Consider the following 21,181-nt stretch of genomic DNA (forward strand, 5'->3'; position numbering starts at 1 on the left):
GGGATTACCTACCTCAAGCTGTCGAGGACGACGGCGTACTGCTGACCGCCGTAGCAGTCGGCGTCGGCAAGGCTGCCTTGGACGACTGGCCGGGGAATGGAGACCTTGACGGCCAAGGCGGCCTCGTGGTTGAACAGTTTCACGCGTTGTTCATCGATATCGAAAAGCCGAGCGAACAACTCCGGCGTGAGCATCGAACTCCGCACAAGACGGTCGAAGCTGGACTGGTCTCGGCACATGAAATCGAAGGTCAGCTCGAACGGCCCGGCGTTCTTCGATCGGATCAACGAGCACAGGTCGAAGATTGAGTCACTCACCGGATCGTCTCCTGTTCGGTACGGAACATTGCGGTTGGGCTGCCGGGAACGATCGTGTGGTTCAGGACGAATCGGTACAGCGCTCCCCTGTCGATCTCGGGCGGCGAGAACGGGTACGCGATCGTACTGACCAGCCCGTCGTACTGCGGTATGGGCAGATGCGAGGAGGTGTGGGCGACGAATGTTCCGACGTCGTGCGCAAGTTGCTGCGAGGGCGCAGTAATCGTGATGAGGACCCCGATCTCGCGTGGGGCGACTACGGGTGGGAGTTCGTTGGTTCCCAATACCGCGTCGATCCCGTAGAAGCGAAAACCGATATCGATGCTTCTCGGGTCGACGTCGGGGAAAAGATCAGCGATCCTGCTGCCGAAGTAGGCTTTCGCTGCGGGAACCAATGCGGGCAGTTGCTCGATGACGACTGCATCCCGAATACCGCCGATAACCACGGTCTGATACCCCACCAGCGATGCACCTTCGAGCTTGATGGTGTACTGCTCTGCGGGGTGAAACACGGCACCCGACACTTTGACGCAGAAGTCTGAAATCGCCTCGTATCGGGCCTTCTCGGTGTCGAGCACTCCACCCGGCTCGGTGACGAGAAATGGGTCCGCGTTCTCGTAGAGCGTGTGCGCGGCAACTGATCGGGGGGTAAGCCGTCGGTCAGGAGTCAAGGTCTCGACCGTGAAGTGATCGTCGTGGATGTGCACGAACAGACTGTCTGCGCCGGGAGGTATGGCGCACGCAGCGCCACATTCGACGGTCTTGGCAGCGTGCCATGTCAGGCCGGCATCGGCACCCATCATGTGGGGTACGGCAGCGAAAAGAGCTGTGTCGCTGGCTCGGCCGGCCAGAACAACCTGGGCGCCGTCAAGAACGGCAGCCTCGATGGGTTCGACGCCCATCATTCCGACGATGTGGCTACGGCGGAAATCGAGTTGCGTCAAATCCGGGGCGGCGGCCAGCTCGTTCAGCAGGCCCTTGCGCCAGGCCGCTTCGATGTCGGCGGGGTCCTGGTCGGAGTAGATCCGGGCCAACCGAATGCTCAGGTGGTGTTCGGCGGCGATGTCGCGCACCATGCCGGCGACGAGGTCGACTCCGTCGTCTCTGCCAGCAGTCGCGCAGGATCCGATGATGAGAGGCACGTCGAGTCGATCGCGTGCCAGCAGCAGGGCTTCGAGGTCTCGGCGGACTGCAACGTTCGACAACTTCGGGGTACCGGATCCGAGTGCGAAGGGGCCGCTGTCGGTTGACCCGGCGTCGCAGGCGATCACGTGTGGGTCGAGTTCTATGGCTCGGGCCAGGGCGGCGCGAGAGAATCCCGCACCGAGTGCGCCGGTGGGCGCGTATATCCGAACCGGAACTTGCTGCGCTGTAATCATTTTCTCCTACTAGAGATCGGGGATGGAGTATTCGCCGTCCTGCGGCGATTGGACCTGGCGATGATTGCGAATACGGCGACGGTGACGAGCGCCAGCACAGCCGCGTCGAGCATCATGAAATTCCAGCCGGTGAAGTCGATGGCGGTGCCCAGAAGCGCTGGTCCCAGTGCGGCTCCCGACGACGCCGCCACCGTGTAGAGACCGGTGTACGCACCGAGGACTTTGTCGGACGGCGCCAAATTCCACAGTGCCACCGCAGCATTGATGGAGAAAGCTGCGTATCCGACTGCGCAGATCGCTATGGCCGCTGCGGTACCCGTGTGCGTTCGGAAGAGGAACCCGACGACGAGTCCGCAGGTGAACAGGGCAGCGCCGTAGCAGATCATCTTGACCTGTCCGACGCGTTCGGAGACGAGTGCAATAGGAGCGGCCGCGAGGAGGAACGCGACAGAACCAGGCAGCGCCAAGCCGCCGGACGCGCCTCTGGAGAGGCCGAGCACGTCGATTCCGTAAGGTGTGGTCAGCGACCGCAGGGCGGACCATGTCCCCGCGAAACAGAAAATGCCGAGCATCAACAGAACTCGGGTGCGGTCGCGGTCGGTGAAGAGCTCTGCGTAGACATTACGCAGCTTCGAGAAGTCGACATCGCCGTCCGCGTTGCCGTCGCGCATGTCACCATGGCGGCTGACTGCTCTGTCTTCGGCCGCGAGCATGCGGCGGCGACGGTACAGGAAAAAGGCCGATCCATAGAAGGCGACAAGCATCAGCGCTGCGGGGATGGCGAACGCCAATTTCAATGATGTATCGACGACGAAGATGCTCACGGCGGCCGACACTGCGATCGTCAAGCTCGTAGCTATCTTGATGAACCCGTTCGCTTTGCTTCGATTCGGGGCGTCGACATAGTCCGGTAGCAGGGCTTCGGTAATCGCCTTGAATCCGTTGGCCACCAAAGCGAACGAGAAGATGCACACCATCAGAGAGACCACATCGGTTGCCCACGGGATCAGCACGAACGGGACGGCTGCAATCGGGGCGCCGATCAGGATGAACGGAAGGCGACCGCCGCGCGCGGACTGCCATTTGTCGGAGAGGTGTCCCATCAACGGCTGCACCAGAACTCCGATCACATTGTCCATGCCCATGATGGCGCCGATGAGACCGACCGAGGAGATGTACCGCTGCAGCGATGCCGGCACCTGTGCGTCGTAGAAGTTCCACACCGATTCCTGGGCGAATATCGCAATGCCGATCAGGAGTACGACACGGCGGTCGACCCGGCGGTGACCCGACGTCGTTCGGGGAGTTGATACATCCATCTGGACTCCTAAGCTATTTGCTATAGCAAACGCCCGCTGCTGGCGCAGCGGCATCGACTGCGTGGTGGTTACAGGCCGGACAGAGCCGCGAGCGCTTCGAGGTGGTGCTCGATTGTTATTCTCTCGCAGAGACTTTCGTCTCCACTTCGTAAGGCCGACAGGATGTCGCGATGCTGGTCGTACCTACGCCGCGTCGCCGCAGCATCTCGATCGGCTGTAATCAGCGTTCGGTCATGCCGCTCGTCGTCGGTGAACGCCCTGGACTGCGACAACAGGCCTTCGATGACCGCGTTACCCGTGGACGTCTCGATTCGATGGTGAAAGCGACGCATCAAGGTCAGGATTTGCTCGACGTCCGAGTCACGCTCGCGCGGTGACTTCGCGGCGAGCAACCGCTCGACGACACTATCGCTCTCGTCGAGAATTGCCTCGAGCTCGTTGATCAAGGCGCTCGTCACCTTTCTCGCCGCCAACCGCGCCGCAAGCCCACACAACGCGGCCTCCGCCTCGGCGATTTCCCTGCGGACGTCTTTCTCGTACTCCGCGACCCGCAGGGATCTCGGCCCGGTCCGTTCGAACAGCCCCTCATGGACAAGTTGCCTCAAAGCTTCCCTGACCGGCGTGGGACTCACGTCGAGTTGATCAGCGAGTTGACGTTCGGTCACTTTCTGTCCGGGCGTCAGCACCCCGCGACGCGTCGCTGTCCGAAGCACCGAATACACCTGATCAGCAAGCGACTCCGAGCCTGCAATCGCGGGTAGCGTCTCGAGCGCGGACGCTGGCTCCGACATCCTGGGGGCGGCTTTGTGATCCACGGCACCAAGGTAGCGCCTTGCTATAGCAAATGGCAAGGGGCTTTCCACGCAGGACACTAGTCAGCAGTACTCGAGGACTTCGCGATCAGTCGCGTGCAGACTCAGCAACCAGGGGTCCGCTCGGCGCAGTTAACGCACCGTCGAGATACCTTGACGTGCCGTTGCTTTCGACGTACGAGTGCGCCCAAGACTCACGTGCAGGAGCCCGGCTCTGATGTCGGATATCCGTAGGTATTCAACGCGGGGATCTCGGCTTTCGCGGAATCAGTACGGCCGACACTGACGAAGCGCAGATCCCCACGCTGTTCGACGCCCTGGTGCACGGTGATCCAAGGTGCGGATGTCCCAGCCGAGGAGACATCGGCCGGGCGTCGCAATCAGGTTTCCGAGGTGTTCACCGAACTCCGCTGCCGCCGAATTATGCCGGTGACGACTGCCACGATGGCACCGACTGCGAGCACGATCGCCGACGCGAACGGGAGTGCGTCGTCCACGGCACCCACGGCCAGCACCACCGGAACAGCCAACACCGGCCACGGGAAGACCGTCTTCCAGTCACCCGAACTCCATCCGAGAATGGCACAAATTCCAACGACAAACAGGACGACCCCGCCGCAGAGGATCCAGCGGCCGGCGTCGGTGAGTTCTCCGACAGGATGCAGAACGTACTGCTGGATCCCGACGCCGAGTAGAGCAACCCCCAAAGTGAGAGGCAAGTGTCCGTAGACATAGCCGTCGGCTCGACCGCTTCCGACCGCCCGGTCATCGTCCTGAATCTCGAACTTCGCCTCCGCACCGGCGATATCGAAGTACATCCACCACACCGCAGCCGCGATGGTGAACCCCAATGCCGCTACCGCCAAGGACGACCACGCCCACGAAGTGTCGTGCATACCGAGCACGACGGCCGAAATCGACTCTCCCAGAACGAGAATGACGAACAGTCCGAAGCGCTCCGGAAGGTGGTCGAGGTGCAGCGGCACGTTCCGGCCCCACCGGGTGGCCGCAAACGGAGCCGCCGCCTCGACAGCAATGCCCACCGCCCACAGGACGTAGGTGAACGGCGATGGAGTGAACAGAGAAACCGTCCAGATCATCGCGCTGATGACCGTGGCCGCCAGATAGAGATCGATCGTGACCCGTACGTCGGCGATATGGCGTCGCGCACGGAAGTACAGGCCGGCGAGGATTACCCGGGTTGCGATGTACCCGATCCCGAAAGCGACCGTCCCATTACCCCCGATGGCCGTGCCCGCGCTCGCGGCCATCACCGCGACTGCGAAGGTGGCGGCGAGTTTGAGCACCCGGTAGAGAACGTCGTTTGTGTCGAACCGGTTGGCGTACAACGTCGTGGTCACCCACGACCACCAGGTGATCGCGAACAGCCCGGCGAACACAGCGACCCCGTGCCACCCCAGATCGTCCTTCAATCCGATAGCAAGCTGGTGGATAACAAGCACATAGGCGAGGTCGAAGAACAACTCGAGACGCGTTGCTGCACGGTCGTCCTCGGTACGAAGTCGAGGCGGTTGAAACAGCGGAGTGGATTGATCGGCCCCGGCATTGTCGGCCGCGGGTCGCTCGGGCGAATTGTCCATATCGGAAGATACCCGGCCCGCGAACGATCAACCCCGGGCATCAGCTGCTCTCGATTCACAGCAGCACCCGGCATGGGGGGGTGACGTGCCCACTGGAGAACTACTGAACCTCCGACACGAACTTCCCGCCGAATCAGCGGTCCAAGACCTGGGATCAGTGGCCCGAAGTGACAAATAAGTGATGACCAGCCGTAGATGGTCTGGACGCGCAGGTCGAGGGAACTGATGCGCGGGGTCTTCACCACTTGAAACCCACGACAAACGGCTCTGGAATCAAGTCATCACGACTGCCGCGAAATAGAACGCGACCTGGTAAAACACCCCGATCTTCTCTCGTCACTTTGCCCTCGAAGCGATAAGGAAACCTGACACTCCAACACAAAAAATGACCCCCTCGCCAGCGTTTCCGCTACTGAGGGGGTCATTCTTGTGCGCCATCAAGAATTCGAACCCCGGACCCGCTGTACAAGAGATGACAATTCACGTGGATGCACTCGCGTCCATCATTGACCCGTTGAGCTGGGTGTTCGGCGAATCGAGTGACCATCGGCGTCCGCGTGAATCCATCCGCATCCGGCCCAAAGTGATGAGTAAAAGATGACCACTGGAGACCTGCTCGCGGTCCACCGGGATCCCGTTTGGTGCGTCATTGTCCAAACGGACCGCCATGGACATTCAACTCCACCTCATTCCAAAGTGATGAGCTCGCAAGGACGACACCGTCAGCTCACGGTACGCGCCAATGAGAACAATCGGCGACCGTGTCGGCAATTTGCGGAACCCCGGCAGTCTCTCGCCTACCCAGACCTAGTTGTGCAGACGAACCTGCCCTTTGCTCAGTGTCAACGCAGCCAACCCAGTAGCCCTCATTCTTCACTTGAATCGGCGATCGCGAGAGCAGAGCCGGCTCGTGACACCGTTTGGGGGCTGTATAACGCCATCGCACCGCAAACGTTTCCAAGTGTTTGAGATGGGTAGCTGATCGAAAGATTGCCGATACCATTGATTATGTTAGGCGAGACCGAGGACCTCACTCTCGCAGCAGATTTGAGGGTATGGTCGATTTCGACGCAGGTGTGATGACCTCGCCCCAGGCATCCGGGCAGTCTGAGTGCACTCCCCACCCGGGACGAGGCCATTGGGCCTGCGCGACGATGGACCCCCTTCTAGCAGTGAATGCGGCCGCCGTTTCGAATCCACCCGTCGGAGTGGCCGTTTCCGTGCCCGAACGCATAGGCGCCGTCGTAGCTGAATTCGTGTAACCGGAAGCCGCCACCGGCATGATCGTGTAGGAGGGTCCGCCGCACGGACGGTGGGTGACACGGCATGGCCGCATCACACCGCACCCCTCCGAGGAGGTAACCGACCGGGCTTGCTCACCGCGTAGCCCGCTACGACCTCCCAAGCGCGACGGAACCGGTCAACCCGGTGAAATGGCTGGCGTGTCGGTCCGGTACGGAATACTGGTGGCCTCTGCCGGCCCGGGACGTAATGAGATTGATGATGAACGAGGACGACTACGCGAGCTACATCGCGCTCGGTCAAAAGAACGCCCGCATCATGGACCTGGCGACTAACCACTGCCAGAGCATGCGCTTCATCCAGTCAGGCGGGCAGGGCATGCTCGAAGAGGCGACCGGGCTCCCGCTAAACTCCCGTCGGATCGAGTGCCAGGTCGTCATCGGAGACACCTCCGGAATGCAGCTGGAACACATCGCGTTCGATTTTTACACCAACCACTGCATCGGGTGCGCTCAACGTAACCCGACCGGACGGTTGCCGAACCTGGGAACCAAGTACCAGCAAGATCGAGCCGAAGCGCAGGCACAAGAAGCCGAAGCTGCTCAACGGCGTCGCGATCTCGGGGTGCTCCGAACGGCTCGGATTGAAAGGCGCCGAAGCCTACGCGCGACGGCGGACCCTGCCGCAGCCAACATTTTGGACGACCTCGACATCCTCGACACCGACCCCGAAGCCGACCCGGACCCTGAGGAGCAAAACAAGGCCCGGCAGCGCCTGACCGCGGTCGCTGGCCGGGCGCATGAACGGTTCGACGACGGCATCATCGACGAATTATTCGACGCCGTCGAGACAATTGGCATCGTCGAAGTCCTTGAGCCGTTACGTCACCTGAGCGCCAAACAGCCCGACCTCGCCAAACGGCTGGTAGCCACTGCAATTGGAGTCCTCAAGTACCGCGCGAGCCTGGAGGCCGGCCGGTGCCTGTCCGACCACCCCACGCAGGTGACCGACGACCGGATCGACGGGAATACCATCCGCAACGCAGCGGTTATCGCCGGTTCCAAAACACCCGACGACTACCACTTCTCTGGGCCTAACCCCGTCATTGCAGCGAACGACCCCGGGCCCGTTCGAGTCCTCGCCGATCTGGCTCCCGACCTGGTCAAGGACACGTTGGCCGCGATGCTTCCCAGACCCCAAAACACGGGTCTCATCCTTGCCCCGAGCATTGAACGACCCCGCGCATCCGACTTCGACCGCCGGGCCGCCGCTGGCGCTATCGAGCACCTTGCAGCAACCCACTTCGACCTAGCGGTCGCCCTGCTTCCCAACCTCGCGACCTCACTGGGCGTGCCTCCCAGCGACAGCTACGACACCGGCACCATGGGTTCAGCCGAACGGACCTTGGCCCGCATCCTCATTGCAGACCCAGCCCGCGTCGCCCCGCTGTTCGAGCAGGCCGGCCAGTACGCCTCCGAAGACATCCGCAAAGGCCTCATCGGATCAGCACGTCACGCCGTCAACATGGTCGACCCCGACAACAGGTTCCGACGACCCCATGACCCGGTCATCGACGATTCCGCGTCACAAGCGGTCATTGACACCGCCTTCGCGTTCTTCATCGCACACACAGACGAGTCATGGGGCCACGACGTCACCTTCGAGGCATGCGAAGCCATCGAGAACATCAGCCATCGCCGCTCCAGCAACGCCCTTCAACCCCACATCGACACGACCCTCGGTGCGTTCATCGCACTGACCCATCACCGACTCAAAGCACCCACCCAACGCCTGGAAACGACCGCCGAACCGGACCGACTCGCTGGGCTTAAAGCCTACGGCCGCCTGAACAGCCTCTACCAAGGTTCCCGCCGCCTCCTTCGTATGGTTGAGCAGGCCGCAGTGACCGACCCAGTCGCCGTGTGCGCCACCATCTGTGCCACTGTCACCGTCGAACGCGACAACAACCTCGGGGTCGAAGTCCTGATGCCACTCCTGGAGACTCTCGGAGACATTGGCCGCAGATACGGCGACGAACCCGGCGTCCTCCAAGCAATTCTCCCGACCCTGCACACCTACCTCGTAGACGCCGACCAAGGACTCAGGTCCTCCGCGGTTAAAGCCTGGACGGAAATCGGGTCGCGCCACCCGGTCCCCTCGACCGTCTCCGACCTCCTCCCCGCACTCGTCAATGACCCGTACATCGTCATGATCGATGCAGTCCTCAAGGCAGCCACACGGCTCACCTGGACCCGGGTGGAAGACAAGGTCCAGCTCGCGGTCTATGCCAGCCACCTCGCAGCCAACCTTGAGTTACCCGGCCGTCTCGAACTCGTCCTCACCGCGCTCTCCGCGCTACGCCGGCACGTTCCCAACCTCGACGCTCTTGCCACGCTCGAGAGAGCGGCACTCGCCCGGATACCTGAACTCGAATGGCACGAAGCCAGCAAAGTCATTCAACAACGCTGGCAATCTGACGCCCGCGTTACGACCGACCTCGCTCGCCAATGGCTCACCGACGCACCCCGCCACACCTACGGCATTCGGCAACACGACGAAGCCGAAGAAGCTCTCAACGGCCTCCTCGACTGCGGTATCGGCCTTCTCGGCATCACCGACAAGCTCATCGACGTCGGCGCCCGCCACTCACCTGAGTCTCATTACGGAGCCCTCGAGTACGCCGAAGTTCTCGCCCGAGTCGAAAGCCGCGACGCCGCCGTCAAGCTCCTCCAAGACGCCTACAACAACAACCCCGACAACGAAGCGCACGCCACCCAACGAGCACTCACCAATCTTGCCCTCACCACCGCAAAGCTCCACACCACTCTCACCAGCCGCGATGCCAACAACAACCCTACTAACGACCCCGCCGTCGTAACCGCAGCACTCGACGACCTCGCGACCGCCCTCCAATTCAGCCAAGCCCTCACCGGCGACGACAAGCAGTGGCTCCAACCTTTCGAGCACGCGACCGCAACCCGTGCTGCAACCGTCTGCGACCTCCTTAACCTGCCATATCCGGACGCCGTAGCCGCCGTCCTAGCCAGACAAAACGTCACGGCGTATGACCCCGCCGAACAGGTCGCCAACCGGGCCGACCGCCTGCGCGAGCACGCCAAAGCGCTACGTAACGCGCGTAAGTCAAGCGGTACCGCTACCCACCGTGGCCTCAACGTCACCACCCAACTCCTCGAAGCCGTCGCCCACCACCTTGGGGCCGAAGCCGCAGACCTCAACGCCGACCTCGCTCAAGCCCAAGCACACCGCACCGCCGCACAACGCCGAGCCGCTGCGATCGACCTGACCGACTTCCGGCTCGACGACCCCCTACTAATGCGGGCACGCGAACTCCGCGCAACTCTCGCCGCCAGCAACGACCCCCTCGAGGTCGCGACCATCACCAACCAAGCCGCACAGCTCCCCACCCCGCTGCTGTTTATCCGTTCAAGCGAGCACACGCGCACCCGCGACCGCCCCTGGATATCCCCAGCCGACCCCGAACCCGAAAGCCCAAACGTCGCCGTTGCACTGGTCTACATCGACGACAAGCTCCTCACCGGACCAGCCATAATCGACCCGAACCTCACCCACACCCTCACCCTCAACGTCCAAACAGACCCCTGGCCAGCATGGGCAACTCGCCTCGACGCCGAACTCATCAGCACCCTGAACCACGCCGAGCTCGAACGCCCAGCGCTGACCTGGACCCGCAACGAACACACCGGCGACCCTCAAACCTTCGAGGGCACAGGCTCACTCCACATCCGCTACTCCGTCCCCACCCAACAACACGCACCGCCCGTTCTCATCCGCCTCACCTGGCGCGGCGCCGACACCGACGGCAACCCCGTCATCCAAGACCTAGACGTCGCCGGCCACCGCGAAATCCGCGTTCGCCCCTACGACCACGCCCGCGACGCCACCACCGAGTACGAAGTGTTCGACGAACGCCTTCACGCCATCTACGAAAACCTCGCCTCCGCCGGATACCCCTACGGACACATCCAAGCGTTCGCCCGACTCCTCAACGCCATCTCCCGCATCGGGCTCAGCATGACCTGGAATAAGAAGTACCGCCGCGGCCACCACATCCGTGAACGCGACTTCCACAACGACCTCCACACCGCACTCCTCGCCGACCCGACCCTCGAAGGCCGCGTAGAACGAGGCACACCACTCGCTCTCGGATTTCTCGACACTCGTCACGACGGGATCACAGCCGAACTCAAAGTCGCCCGCGACCAACCGGTCACGTCTGAAACCGCACCCAAGTACATCGGCCAACCCACCCAATACGCAGCAGCCGACGGCACCCGCCTCTCCATCCTCGTCATCCTCGACATGAGCCGTAAATTGCTCCCCATCGGCACTCCAGAGAACTACCTCTTCGTTCTCACTCCCCAACAACACGGTATGACCGAACCCCACTCCCCATCAGTCGTCGTCACCCTCGTCATCAACGGCAATCTCCCCGTCCCCAGCAGCTGGTCTCGCCGCAAAACACCCACAGTCGAAACCAGCCCTTCGGGGCCGGAAGGCCCGGCTACAGCCTGAGGCTGGCCGCAAACGCGTCGGGCCGAGACCCAACTGGGGCTGACCGACGGCACGATCCACTGCACGGCTTAACGCTGGGCACCGTCAGGGTCGCCCGCGCCGTTACGGGTCACAGCAGCCGGGTACGAGCGAATGGAAGCCTCTGCCGGGCAGGAAACTGGGTCAGGACGGGAGCAACCCCGCCAGGTAGTTCGCCAGCGAGCCCGATCTCGGGCGTTACAGTCGTCGCACCCTCACCGCCTTGTTCATGCCGGCGACCTGCATTTGCCCGCTGCGACGGCCGCTTCGGGCCGGTATAAGTAGCGGTATTCGTCCTGGCGCCACACCGATCCGTCACCTAACTTCACGATGGTGTCCCGGACCATCCGGACCCCCACCGGCGACACGTAGCACCATCGCTCATTCCCCCTTGCCCGGAAACTCTTTGTTCGACACACGCGCCGGTGGCCGAAAATCCCCAGGAGACCCGACGTGCTCCGTCCGAGCCACGCGGCCCAGCCTTTCGGATCCCGCCGGAATGACGGTTGGACAAGCTCCCCCCGTCAAACGACAACACGGCCACGTTGCGCTGAGCTATAGGCGAGCGCGTTCTGCGCCGCCGAATCAGCAATCAAGTCATCGATCGCAGTACTCGACCGCATCCATGCCTCGACGTCAGTCGAGAACCGGCCCACGAGTGTTCGACACTCCTCGATGATGCTGGCCGGCGCATATCTGAGTTGCCCACCCTGTCTCTGGCCTGGCTGCGGGAACCCGAAGATCACGCTCTCGCAATGGTTGACTCGATTCCTTGCCCAGTTCAGCCGTTGAAGGATCTTCTGGGCGGCTGACATTGTCAGTTCGGGCGCCAGCGGATCCCGCCGGTCGTTGAGGCACTTCTCCAGAGCAGGGACCCATAGCGTCGCCTCGTGGTCAACGTCGCGCGGTGTTCGTAGCAGACCGGCCCAGAACCCCATCATCAAAGCTGCGACGACCTTGTCTGCAGCCGGCGCGGGCTGCATCCGAGACCGAGATCGTCGGGGGTTCAGATCGTCGTACGCTCCGGCGACTTTTAGGCGTGCCTCGGCGGACAACCCTGCGCCGCTCGTACTATCGAACCATCGTGCCCCATACTGCACTTTGAGTGCCTCATGCATCTGCTGCCTCAACACGACCTCGACGATGCGCAGATGGCCGTGAATGTGTGACGCCAACTTGGCGTCGAGCAGGTACATCGACAGAGCAGGCCCCTCATGGCCGCTGCACGCTCGTCGGAACGGAGCAAGTCGCGAACCGGCGGTCACGGAGGTCAGGGCGACCTGCTGGGCGGGGGTGGGTTGTACAAGCACCGGCCACACGCTACAGTTCTATGCATATTCCCGGCTTAGTCCGGGTTACTGAAGCCGTCGTCGCCCGCAATGGGAACGGCGGCTTCTCTTTTTCCATGACTAGCTGGTTCTGCTCGGGCGGGTCCGAGACCCGCTGTGCACTTCCACTTGCTCCCAGTAACGACGCACACGATGCGAGCCAGCGCAGTCTGACAGTAGTCATGAGCTGAACCTGCGCTCCCGTAGCCGCCTTGGGTTACGATGCAACTGTTCGACCGTCGATGACGGTCACGGTCGAGCGTCCATCCAGCACGACCGTGGTCTCTGCGCGTTCGCATCGCGCGGGACAGTGGGTCGTGAGCTGGCCGACGCTCCAGTGAGACCCCTCATGTCGAACATTCGTAGTAGCAACTTGGACCACAATCGGATCGCCCGCGAGGCGTACGTCCGTGCCCGCGCCGCCGTCGAGGCCGTGACCCGCCACAGAGCGCCTCGATGCGGTCCTCGACGTCATCGACCAGCCCGGGGACATCGGCCAGGGCAGCGTGGGCGCGGCGGCGTGCCTCGATACCGGTGCGGTAGTACTCCGAGCCGAGCTCGACGAACCTCGACTCCTGTCGACAGGCGTCGGGGGTTCGCCGCGGTGAAGCTCATCCGGCCGCCGCATTCGGCGGCGCGGGGTGTGCTGCGGTGTGCTGCCGGTGCGGTGTGCGTCGATGACCGCCCCGATGTCCGCGGCGGTCATCGCAGCGACGGGCATCGGCAGGTGGCCCCATCGGTCGATGGGCACCGCGACCGGTCCCGGCCGGTCCAGCCAACCGCTCATCTCAGGAAAGGTGTCGCCTTGCAGGTGTTCGGCGATCAACGTCGTCGACGGTGTCGATGTCGGAGCGGTCGAGCGCGGCAATCGCTCTGTAAGACAGTCCGGCTCCGGCGAGGAGCAGGAGGACGGCGTCGCGTCGACCGAATAGTGCCTCGGTCGAGCCGGTGCTCGGCAACGCGGTAGTCAAAGCCGAGTACAACGCGGCTCGCCGACTCACTCTGTCGGCCCGGGCGGAGTCGAGCGCGAGACGAAGCGACGTCACCCGCCCCGGCGGTGAGTGCCCGGCATCGAGATGGGCACGGTTGACAGCGGAGACCCGACGTAACTGCACAGCGTCGCTCGCGGGATGGTCACCGAGAAACTCTGCCAATACCGCTGGCGTGGCTTGCAGCGGGTCGATGTCGACGGCGATGCACCAGTCGACAAACAGCAACCACTCGTAGCGGTATGCCGTGGGCTGAGTGCTCCGTCGTGGCGACATGCCGCGACGCTACCGGCGGCCACCGACTGTCCTTCGCTTGCGCGAGTACGACAGTTATCGCACCGTCAAGATATCTTGACGCGAGGTTTCCGATAGACGGTTGTTGCATTCGAGCGAGGGGAAGCGGTGGCGACTCAGGTTGCGGCGTCGCTCGTCCGACCGCTTGACGGATTCCGCTTTTGGTGGCAAAATGTCTTTGCGGCAGAGTTGTATCGAAAACAAGTCCTTCCAGATTGCTGGGAGGACATTTTTATGCCTTGAGCAGCGGAGTCATGTAATCGCGCGGAACATAATCGCTCACGCGCGTTGCAGTGTCACACTTGCGCTGGGGGGTGAGGGGCATGACTGGAAAAGCCAGGGTGCACGAGCTGGCGACAGAGTTGGGCGTTAGCGCCAAAGAAGTGCTCGCGACGCTGAAGGCCCAGGGCGAATTCGTAAAGTCTGCTTCCTCTACAGTCGAGGCACCGGTCGCACGTCGCGTACGCGAATCGTTCCGACCCACAGCCGCGCCGTCGACGAATCCATACCTGGCAGGCCCCGAAGCATGGCCTACGCAGAGAGGACGAGCTGGTCCGTATTCTGCTCAAGCACAAAAGGTGTCGCGGTACCCGCAACCTGATTCACCCCGCCCCCTACCTCCACCACTTAGGCCAGGCCCAGCAGCGCGACCGTTCCCCCGCACCTCGAGTGCTCCGTCCTTGAGCCAACTCGTCACTGCACGCGAGGCCAGCGCGGTAGCGGGTGTCACGCCAGAGACAATCCGGAAGTGGGCCTCCCGCGGCTACTTGCCGAGTCGAGGCAAGCGCGGCCGGGCGAGGCTCTACGACCGCGATGACGTATTGAGAGTTCGCAATGAGACGCGCACCAGAACCGTTGATGCCGCCTTGTCTTCGCAGTTGTACGTGCCACCCGCCTACTACAACCGGCTTATCACCACCAACGAGGTGGCACGTCTCTTCGAGGTTTCACCGTCGACCGTCCGGAGTTGGGTTCATCGCGGTCACCTTTCCCCCAGCCATCGTGGAACCCACGGTTGGCTGTTCAAAATTGGACTCGTACTGATCGCCGCGGACGACCGCGGGCGAAAGGCCTACCTCGCTCAACGCGCCGCATACTTCTACCCGGACTGACCGGACCGGAAGTCACAGCCCGCTCTTTCTGAGCGGGCTTTTTCATGCCTATCTGGCATGCCGAACTCCGCAACGGACCACGTTGCGGTTCAGGTCCACCGGTATCTACTGGTGGCAACCCCCAGAAGCGGAGGTGCCCATGATGCTCGCGACAATTGCGGACCATCAGGTGCTCGTCCCTGCTTCGCTTTACGCAGTCGGATGGTTCGTGCTGCGACTTCTTCCCCTGGTGTCGGATCGCGCGAACAAACGCGCCGTCCGTCTCGCCGAGGCGAAGAACAAAAGCAAGTAGGCCGAGCAAAAAGCACGACTTCTGTGGGAGGGACAAGTCTGTCCAAAATCTGCCGCAAAACGCCAGTTCAGCTCCAAAAAGCGCAATTGTTGCGCCGGTCCGACGATGGCCAGTCAGAACCCGAGCCGGTCTGAACACCCGGCTGCGAGACAGCCTGCTTTGGTGCGCGGAAGGGTAATCCGCATCTTCACGCCACAGACGAGGAAGCGCGTCGAATCACTCTCGCGGTTCCTGGGGCCACCACGTCACCAGATGAGAAGACCGCTTTGCCCGTCTGTCAGTATGCCAGGAACCAACGGCTGCCTACCGTCTGTCCAGACGCTCTGACCAGAGTTCGCGGAGTGTTATGAATCGCGTCGCGAACTGCGATCTGACGCCGCTCATCGAATTGCTTAATGGCGCTGTCGCGGAACCGAGTATGCGGTCCGCTCTGCGACAATCAGAGCGTGTCCACCCCATCCGACAGCAACCGGACCACTGCTACCTCAGGTCCGGTGATCGCTCCTGGTGGAGAGGGCCTGCTTCCGACACGGGAGATGACGTGGCAAGAATTCGAGAACTTCACCGAACGCCTGTTGTCTGCCCATCGGTTCTGCACCGACGAGGTCAAACATGTTGCCCGCATTCAACGCTGGGGCCGCCCCGGCGACAAGCAGGATGGAATCGACTTCGAAGGGGCTTGGTCCGACGGCAAATCAGCGGCTTGGCAGTGCAAACGTCAGAAGTCACTGACCGTGGCAGACGTAGACGAGATCGTCAAGAAATGCACATTCAAGGCCGATTCTTACTACCTGACCTTCTCTGATGCAGCGTCCGCGGCCGTCAAGAAGCACATCAAGAAGTACCCGGAGTGGGACATTCTCGATCGCGACGGGCTCCGGACGCTGCTCGACGACACCCCACTTCATCGACAGCGACAGGTTCTGGACGCAACGTGGGGCGTTGCGTACCGGAAGCGACTTCTGCGTAGCCCCGGCGAGGACGCATTTCTTCTACCGTCGGCCGCGGCAGAGCTACGAAATGCACGAGATCTCCTCAACGATGTCGGTCCACTCGTTGGACGCAGTGAAGAGATCGACCGCATCGAGCAGCTCGTCGGCGACCCACAGGTGAAGGTGGTCGTCGTCAGCGGTCCAGGCGGCCGAGGTAAATCCAGAGTGCTGATCGAGGCGCTCATTCGCTTGGAACAAAGTGACCGGAGCAGGCCGGTACTCGTGCTCTCTCAAGGCCGGAGCGTCGATCGCACCGCAATCGAAGAGCTGCCACACACCCCCGCAGTGATCGCAGTCGACGATGCACATCTGTCTCTTTCGACGCAGACCCTGCTGCATACCTACGCGCATGCGACGCCCGGAACCAAACTCCTGCTGACCACCCGACCGGGCGACGTCCGTGATCTGCTAGCCCGCCTCGCCGCATCAGGCTTCGATCAGGTACCAGAAGTTGTCCTTCAGCCCTTCGAGCGTAGGCAGGCAATCGACCTGGTCCGTTCACTTTGCGCCGGTCTCAACGTGGACTATGCCTTCAGAAGCCATCTCACTCAACAGGCCACGCACTCACCTCACATCGCTGTAATCGCCCTCAATCTCATCCGTACCCGCGAGCTTTCGGGACTGCAGCTGCTGCGCTCGGATGACCTGAAGCGAGCAGTGATGAACCGGTACCGCGACATCGAGACCGAGCCCATTGCCACCTTCTCATCCCCGACCGTTCGGAAGACACTCGCGACGTACGCCGCCATTGGCCCACTGAGCGTGCGGGAGAACAACGAACTACTGCCAACGATTGCCGACTACTGCGGTCTGACAAAGCCCGACATACTCACGCTGCTGGAACGATTGGTCGAACGAGGCGTAATACTGCACACAGACAGCATGATCCAGGTGATCCCAGAAATACTGTCCGACCAGCTCATCGAACAACAGTCCACGGTTCTGGGTCAGGACACCGACTTCGTTACCGAGATCTGGAACAAATTCCATTCCCACAATCCGAAGCGGCTCCTGAACAAGTTCGCAGAACTCGACACCCGGATTGCAGCCGAGGGTGGCCACACCGTACTCGAGGCGTGTTGGTCGACCATTACCGATGATGTGCTCGGCAGCGACCGAGACGGTGTAGCGCATGCACTCAGCCAACTCGACGTCTTCGCACGTCTGCAACCGTTCAGGACAATGCGACTTCTTGCCGCAATCCACGAACGTTTGGAGACCGCGACGGTGACAGACACCGAGCCTCCGACGCGAGGTGCACTGACACATGATGCGCTTGGTCAGGAGTCTCGACGACGCTTCGATCTCAGCACTCCTACCGACTTCGATATCGAAGACCGACTCGCTCACCTGTACGGGCAATGCGCGCGCGCCGACACCCAGTTCTTGGAAAGGGCCTTGGATGGTTTGTGGAGGATCAGCATCAACCGCGGCGCAGGTTCGGAGATACCCAAAAGCGTGGCGTCTGCTGTTGATGAATTCGCGAACCTCCGCCGAGTCGCAGACGCGACCGTTCCAGTCCGAATTGCGAACTGGGTCAGCCGATGCATCGCGCAAGATGAGATCTTCGCAGACCCTACTTTCGCAGTCGGTCCACTTCTTGCCAAGGAAGGCGGGGACGTCGTGCAGACCGGTGCACGAGAAGTCTCGCTGAGGCCTTACCGGATATCGCCACAGACGACCCGTGACATGCGAGATCAGCTTCGCGATCTGCTGCTCACCCTGGGTCGGACTGACAATCCAAGGCTTGTCGGCATTGCCTTGGAGCACCTCCAGAACGCACTGAGGCGGCCTTACGGCCAATTCGGTATCACGGTCCCGGATTCAGTGGTGCTCGAATGGCAGGGTGATGATCTCGCAACTTTGACAGTGCTCGCAAAGCTCGCGCGAGAGACACCCAGCGCTGCTGCCCGTCGACAGATTCGGCACATCGTCGCTTGGCACGCAGAGCATGCGTTGTCCGTGGCGCTCCGCCATGCCGCACTGGAGCTGGCGACTGAACTGGACCAAGTGGTCACCGACGACCTCGTCGAGTTGCTCCTTAACGAGTACCGATTCGACATGGAGTCGCGGCGCGGCAATACTGTCCCAGACTTCGAGACCTTCCAACGCGAAATGTCCGACAGTAAACCAGGAGATGGTCCCGCGGCCGAGGATTCTGCGTCCTATTTTGACGTTAAAGAGCAACGGACACAACGGCTTTTGAATAAAACTGTCGGCGGAGTATTTGAGCGAGACCACGCCTCCGGTCTGCTCGTCAGCATTACCTCCGCTACTGAGGACGTTGTTCGGCTACTCCCCCGGCATCACCCCAACCTCTGGCGGATCTTCCGCTACGTTGCCGATACCATTCCAGACGCCGCGGGCGTGTTGGTGACCGGCATCAGCGAACAGTCACCGTCAGTTATGGATGAGCACATCAGGCCACTGCTGGAGACGTGGTCGATCGTCAACGAATCCGACCTGCTTATGTGGCTGCAATCGGACGAACAACGAACGGACGCAATCAGACTGCAGGTGGCACGCACCTTCGACAGCTACTCTTGGGTCGCGCGTGGACGACCATTCCTCGACCTACTCCTAGCCGGACTCCACGATCCAGATACCGAAATTCGAGGCGCATACCTCGTTGCGTGCCACCCTCTCATCAGACGCGACCCGCGCTTGGCCGCTGAACAGTTCATTGGACCCGAAATCTCTCCTACCCAAGCGGAAGACATTCTCGATCGAGTTGCCGGAACCGATGGAGCGCGTTGGGGCGCGTCGTTGGAAGTCGGGGACGCTACAGCGATCATCGATCTCTGCCTCCGAACCAGTTTAAGAGAGTGGACGGTCGATCAACTCCTCGGTGGCATTGCCAGGACACACCCCAAAGCTGTCCTACTCGCACTCTCCCACACGCTGGCCGAAAAACCGGGCCTCGCCGTCGAACTGCACGAACTCCCTACTAGTCTTGCCGACCACCCCGATGTGATCACAGAGTTTCTAGTCGACAGTTCCCTCGGCGGGTCGCGGCGGTCGATGCTTCTGACACTTGCACTCGCCAACGGACTGCCCGACACACAGGCTCAGTCGATCGAACGCGCCGTGCTCGTTGCAGACGCCGAAGGTCTCGAGGCCATCGTTCTGGGACTGTCAGGTATCGACGTATGGCCACTCCAGCAGCCGTTTCTTGCCGAGCAGATGCTCCAACGAGCAGACACAATGTCGCCCGCCGTTGCAAACTCAGTCTTAGCGTCGATCGCAGAAGCGTCACATCTGAGCAGTTTCGGATGGACCAACGGCACCTCTGAGGAAATTGATCAATGCTTCACTCTCGCGTCGCGGGCACTGCACGGCGGTGTGGCTGACACCAGATTGCGCCAAGTCCTGTCCGATTCCGCTGAATGGTGCGAAAAGGAAAAAGCCGAGATTTCCAACCGGTTCGACGACGAGATCGAGGCATAAGGCCGCACGGACAAACTCCAGAATGCCGAACTGAGCCCCGACCGTCGACAATGCGACAGAACTGACGTGGCACGCTGAACCGCTCCACGAACCGAAAGCACTAAAACCCGTGGAGAACGCTATAGAGCGCTGCTTGCAAATAGCGACGAATCAACGCACGTTCGACGCGGCAGTCAACTCACACCGCTTAGAACAGTGGCCCGCGGAACGGCCCCTGGATCGAGAGCGTTTCGCGAGGACCCAGAGCAAGACCTATCCCCGACTAGCGAAATACTCGCCCGACCTTGGTTCGAGTCTCCAAGGCCGCATGTCCCACTACGTCGAAGCTCGAGGGTACGTCCGGCCAGAGTTCCGTCACCAACCCAGACGACGCGAATGGATGGATCAACTTGTGCAGCGGAGCGTAGGCGACTTGCAACGCCAGCAGTCGCCCGTCAGCCATGGCCAACCCGATCAAGTGAGAGCGACCGGTTCCACCGAGTCCGTCGGCTCTGCTCGTGGAATATAAGTCAGTAGGCTCAAAAATAGGTTCCGGCTTCCCGTCAGCCGGATCGATCACCCCGGCCCATACGAACAGGTCGTGTGGAAGCTCGCCTACTGCCAATGCTTCGAGAACGGCCCGTGGTTATGGAGTCCACACGGATGCGCGATCTACCGATAGCTCCCGCGCCTGTGAACTATGCGCCGCGCGCGGATGAACGCTCAGGAGCACCGTTTTCGCCGCCCACCGCGCCAAGTGCCGCGTCTGGATCTCGTCCAACAACCCGGCTGGACGATCGAGCACCGACCGTAAGGCGGGCTTTCCCTCCACCTCAAAATGAGTGTTGAGCAGTCCGTTGCAGGTGGTGCATGCGTCGAGCATCAGGCGCCACATTTCGGCACTGGTTCTAAGCGAACCCTTCGCAGTCTCCAAAGGACGACCGACATGATCAATCGTGAACGGTCCGTCACCCCTCCAACGGTCGAGCAGCCACTGAGGAAGTACGTGCTCTCGACCATGTCCGTTGCCACAGAGCACACAAGAATCCACGTGCACAGCTTTATCGAGCTATTCGGCGCGTCACCGAGACGCCGAGACGCCGAGACGCCGAGACGCCGAGACGCCGAGACGCCGAGACGCCGAGACGCCGAGACCAGCGTGGCGCATGAACGCTGTAGGGATACAACCGCATCTACGTTCGGGCCGTAGTGCAGGAAGATCGCTACCCATGCCGTTTCAGCATCGCTCGACACAAACAATTCCGAACACTACGCCGCGGCGCAGCAGCCGGGCCTCGCCACGGCGTCCATAGGCGCAGTAGTCGCGCGCTTCCTGCTACCGAAAGAGTGGGACCCTACGGGTGGAGGGGTTCGCTGGTTGGACTGAAGGGTGAGGAAGCTGCCAAACATGCACGTACAGGCGTGAGCGCAGATTGCTGCGAATACTCGTCCTCTCGCTCATCACAAACCCCAATTGGGCGTCGTTTTCAGGGTTCAGCCCCACAC

At 61.7% G+C, this 21,181-nt stretch carries 11 protein-coding genes and 2 pseudogenes; 5 read left to right on the top strand and 8 right to left on the bottom strand.

Annotated elements, in window-relative coordinates:
* Positions 1–8: 8 nt before the first annotated feature.
* The 5 genes from ACNEOT_RS21690 to ACNEOT_RS21710 all read right to left on the bottom strand — a co-directional run bounded on the left by ACNEOT_RS21690 (position 9) and on the right by ACNEOT_RS21710 (position 5,428).
* Entirely contained in the window at positions 9–317 is a 309-nt protein-coding gene (locus tag ACNEOT_RS21690) for a DUF4387 domain-containing protein (RefSeq protein ID WP_415976675.1), read from the bottom strand.
* Positions 314–1,696: an acyclic terpene utilization AtuA family protein gene (locus ACNEOT_RS21695; RefSeq protein WP_415976676.1), complete on the bottom strand. Its 1,383-nt coding sequence runs from the start codon at positions 1,694–1,696 to the stop codon at positions 314–316. Before ACNEOT_RS21695 ends, ACNEOT_RS21690 begins: the two co-directional genes overlap by 4 nt.
* On the bottom strand, positions 1,693–3,015 hold the full coding sequence (locus ACNEOT_RS21700; protein WP_415976677.1) for an MFS transporter: 1,323 nt from the start codon (positions 3,013–3,015) through the stop codon (positions 1,693–1,695). The genes ACNEOT_RS21695 and ACNEOT_RS21700 overlap by 4 nt, the downstream gene beginning before the upstream one ends.
* 68 nt (positions 3,016–3,083) lie before the next feature.
* On the bottom strand, positions 3,084–3,830 hold the full coding sequence (locus ACNEOT_RS21705) for a GntR family transcriptional regulator (protein ID WP_415976678.1): 747 nt from the start codon (positions 3,828–3,830) through the stop codon (positions 3,084–3,086).
* Between the two features lie 377 nt (positions 3,831–4,207).
* Complete coding sequence (locus tag ACNEOT_RS21710; RefSeq protein ID WP_415976679.1) at positions 4,208–5,428, bottom strand: low temperature requirement protein A; 1,221 nt, start codon at positions 5,426–5,428, stop codon at positions 4,208–4,210.
* Positions 5,429–6,931: 1,503 nt separating this feature from the next.
* Between ACNEOT_RS21710 and ACNEOT_RS21715 the strand changes: the two genes are divergently transcribed.
* Positions 6,932–11,224 carry a hypothetical protein gene (locus tag ACNEOT_RS21715; RefSeq protein WP_415976680.1) on the top strand — a complete coding sequence of 1,431 codons (4,293 nt, stop codon included), beginning with the start codon at positions 6,932–6,934 and terminating at the stop codon, positions 11,222–11,224.
* A gap of 542 nt (positions 11,225–11,766) precedes the next feature.
* Here the strand turns inward: ACNEOT_RS21715 and ACNEOT_RS21720 are convergent.
* The gene (locus ACNEOT_RS21720; RefSeq protein ID WP_032402303.1) at positions 11,767–12,438 is read right to left on the bottom strand and encodes a hypothetical protein; all 672 of its coding nucleotides are present in this window, start codon (positions 12,436–12,438) and stop codon (positions 11,767–11,769) included.
* Between the two features lie 920 nt (positions 12,439–13,358).
* Entirely contained in the window at positions 13,359–13,835 is a 477-nt protein-coding gene (locus ACNEOT_RS21725; protein WP_415976681.1) for a hypothetical protein, read from the bottom strand.
* 341 nt (positions 13,836–14,176) lie between these two features.
* Between ACNEOT_RS21725 and ACNEOT_RS21730 the strand changes: the two are divergent.
* The 3 genes and pseudogenes from ACNEOT_RS21730 to ACNEOT_RS21740 form a co-directional block, all read left to right on the top strand.
* Positions 14,177–14,674: pseudogene (locus ACNEOT_RS21730) on the top strand (translation initiation factor IF-2 N-terminal domain-containing protein); the annotation flags it as partial.
* 99 nt (positions 14,675–14,773) lie between these two features.
* Positions 14,774–14,965: pseudogene (locus ACNEOT_RS21735) on the top strand (helix-turn-helix domain-containing protein); the annotation flags it as partial.
* Positions 14,966–15,104: 139 nt separating this feature from the next.
* A complete protein-coding gene (locus ACNEOT_RS21740) occupies positions 15,105–15,257 on the top strand; it encodes a hypothetical protein (RefSeq protein ID WP_155289232.1) in 153 nt (50 codons plus the stop codon).
* A gap of 1,013 nt (positions 15,258–16,270) precedes the next feature.
* Here ACNEOT_RS21740 and ACNEOT_RS21745 read toward each other — a convergent pair.
* A complete protein-coding gene (locus tag ACNEOT_RS21745; protein ID WP_155289231.1) occupies positions 16,271–16,525 on the bottom strand; it encodes a hypothetical protein in 255 nt (84 codons plus the stop codon).
* 9 nt (positions 16,526–16,534) lie between these two features.
* On the opposite strand from ACNEOT_RS21745, the gene ACNEOT_RS21750 reads away from it, so the two are divergent.
* On the top strand, positions 16,535–19,696 hold the full coding sequence (locus tag ACNEOT_RS21750; RefSeq protein WP_415976682.1) for a hypothetical protein: 3,162 nt from the start codon (positions 16,535–16,537) through the stop codon (positions 19,694–19,696).
* Positions 19,697–21,181 lie beyond the last annotated feature (1,485 nt).

Source organism: Rhodococcus sp. 077-4 (assembly GCF_047782425.1).
In the GTDB taxonomy this organism is placed as follows: domain Bacteria; phylum Actinomycetota; class Actinomycetes; order Mycobacteriales; family Mycobacteriaceae; genus Rhodococcoides.

Bases quoted from the DNA above. Each gene is read 5' to 3' on its own strand.
- ACNEOT_RS21695 (WP_415976676.1), bottom strand. From the start codon at position 1,696: ATGATTACAGCGCAGCAAGTTCCGGTTCGGATATACGCGCCCACCGGC.
- ACNEOT_RS21700 (WP_415976677.1), bottom strand. From the start codon at position 3,015: ATGGATGTATCAACTCCCCGAACGACGTCGGGTCACCGCCGGGTCGAC.
- ACNEOT_RS21715 (WP_415976680.1), top strand. From the start codon at position 6,932: ATGAACGAGGACGACTACGCGAGCTACATCGCGCTCGGTCAAAAGAAC.
- ACNEOT_RS21720 (WP_032402303.1), bottom strand. From the start codon at position 12,438: ATGTACCTGCTCGACGCCAAGTTGGCGTCACACATTCACGGCCATCTG.
- ACNEOT_RS21710 (WP_415976679.1), bottom strand. From the start codon at position 5,428: ATGGACAATTCGCCCGAGCGACCCGCGGCCGACAATGCCGGGGCCGAT.
- ACNEOT_RS21725 (WP_415976681.1), bottom strand. From the start codon at position 13,835: ATGTCGCCACGACGGAGCACTCAGCCCACGGCATACCGCTACGAGTGG.
- ACNEOT_RS21740 (WP_155289232.1), top strand. From the start codon at position 15,105: ATGATGCTCGCGACAATTGCGGACCATCAGGTGCTCGTCCCTGCTTCG.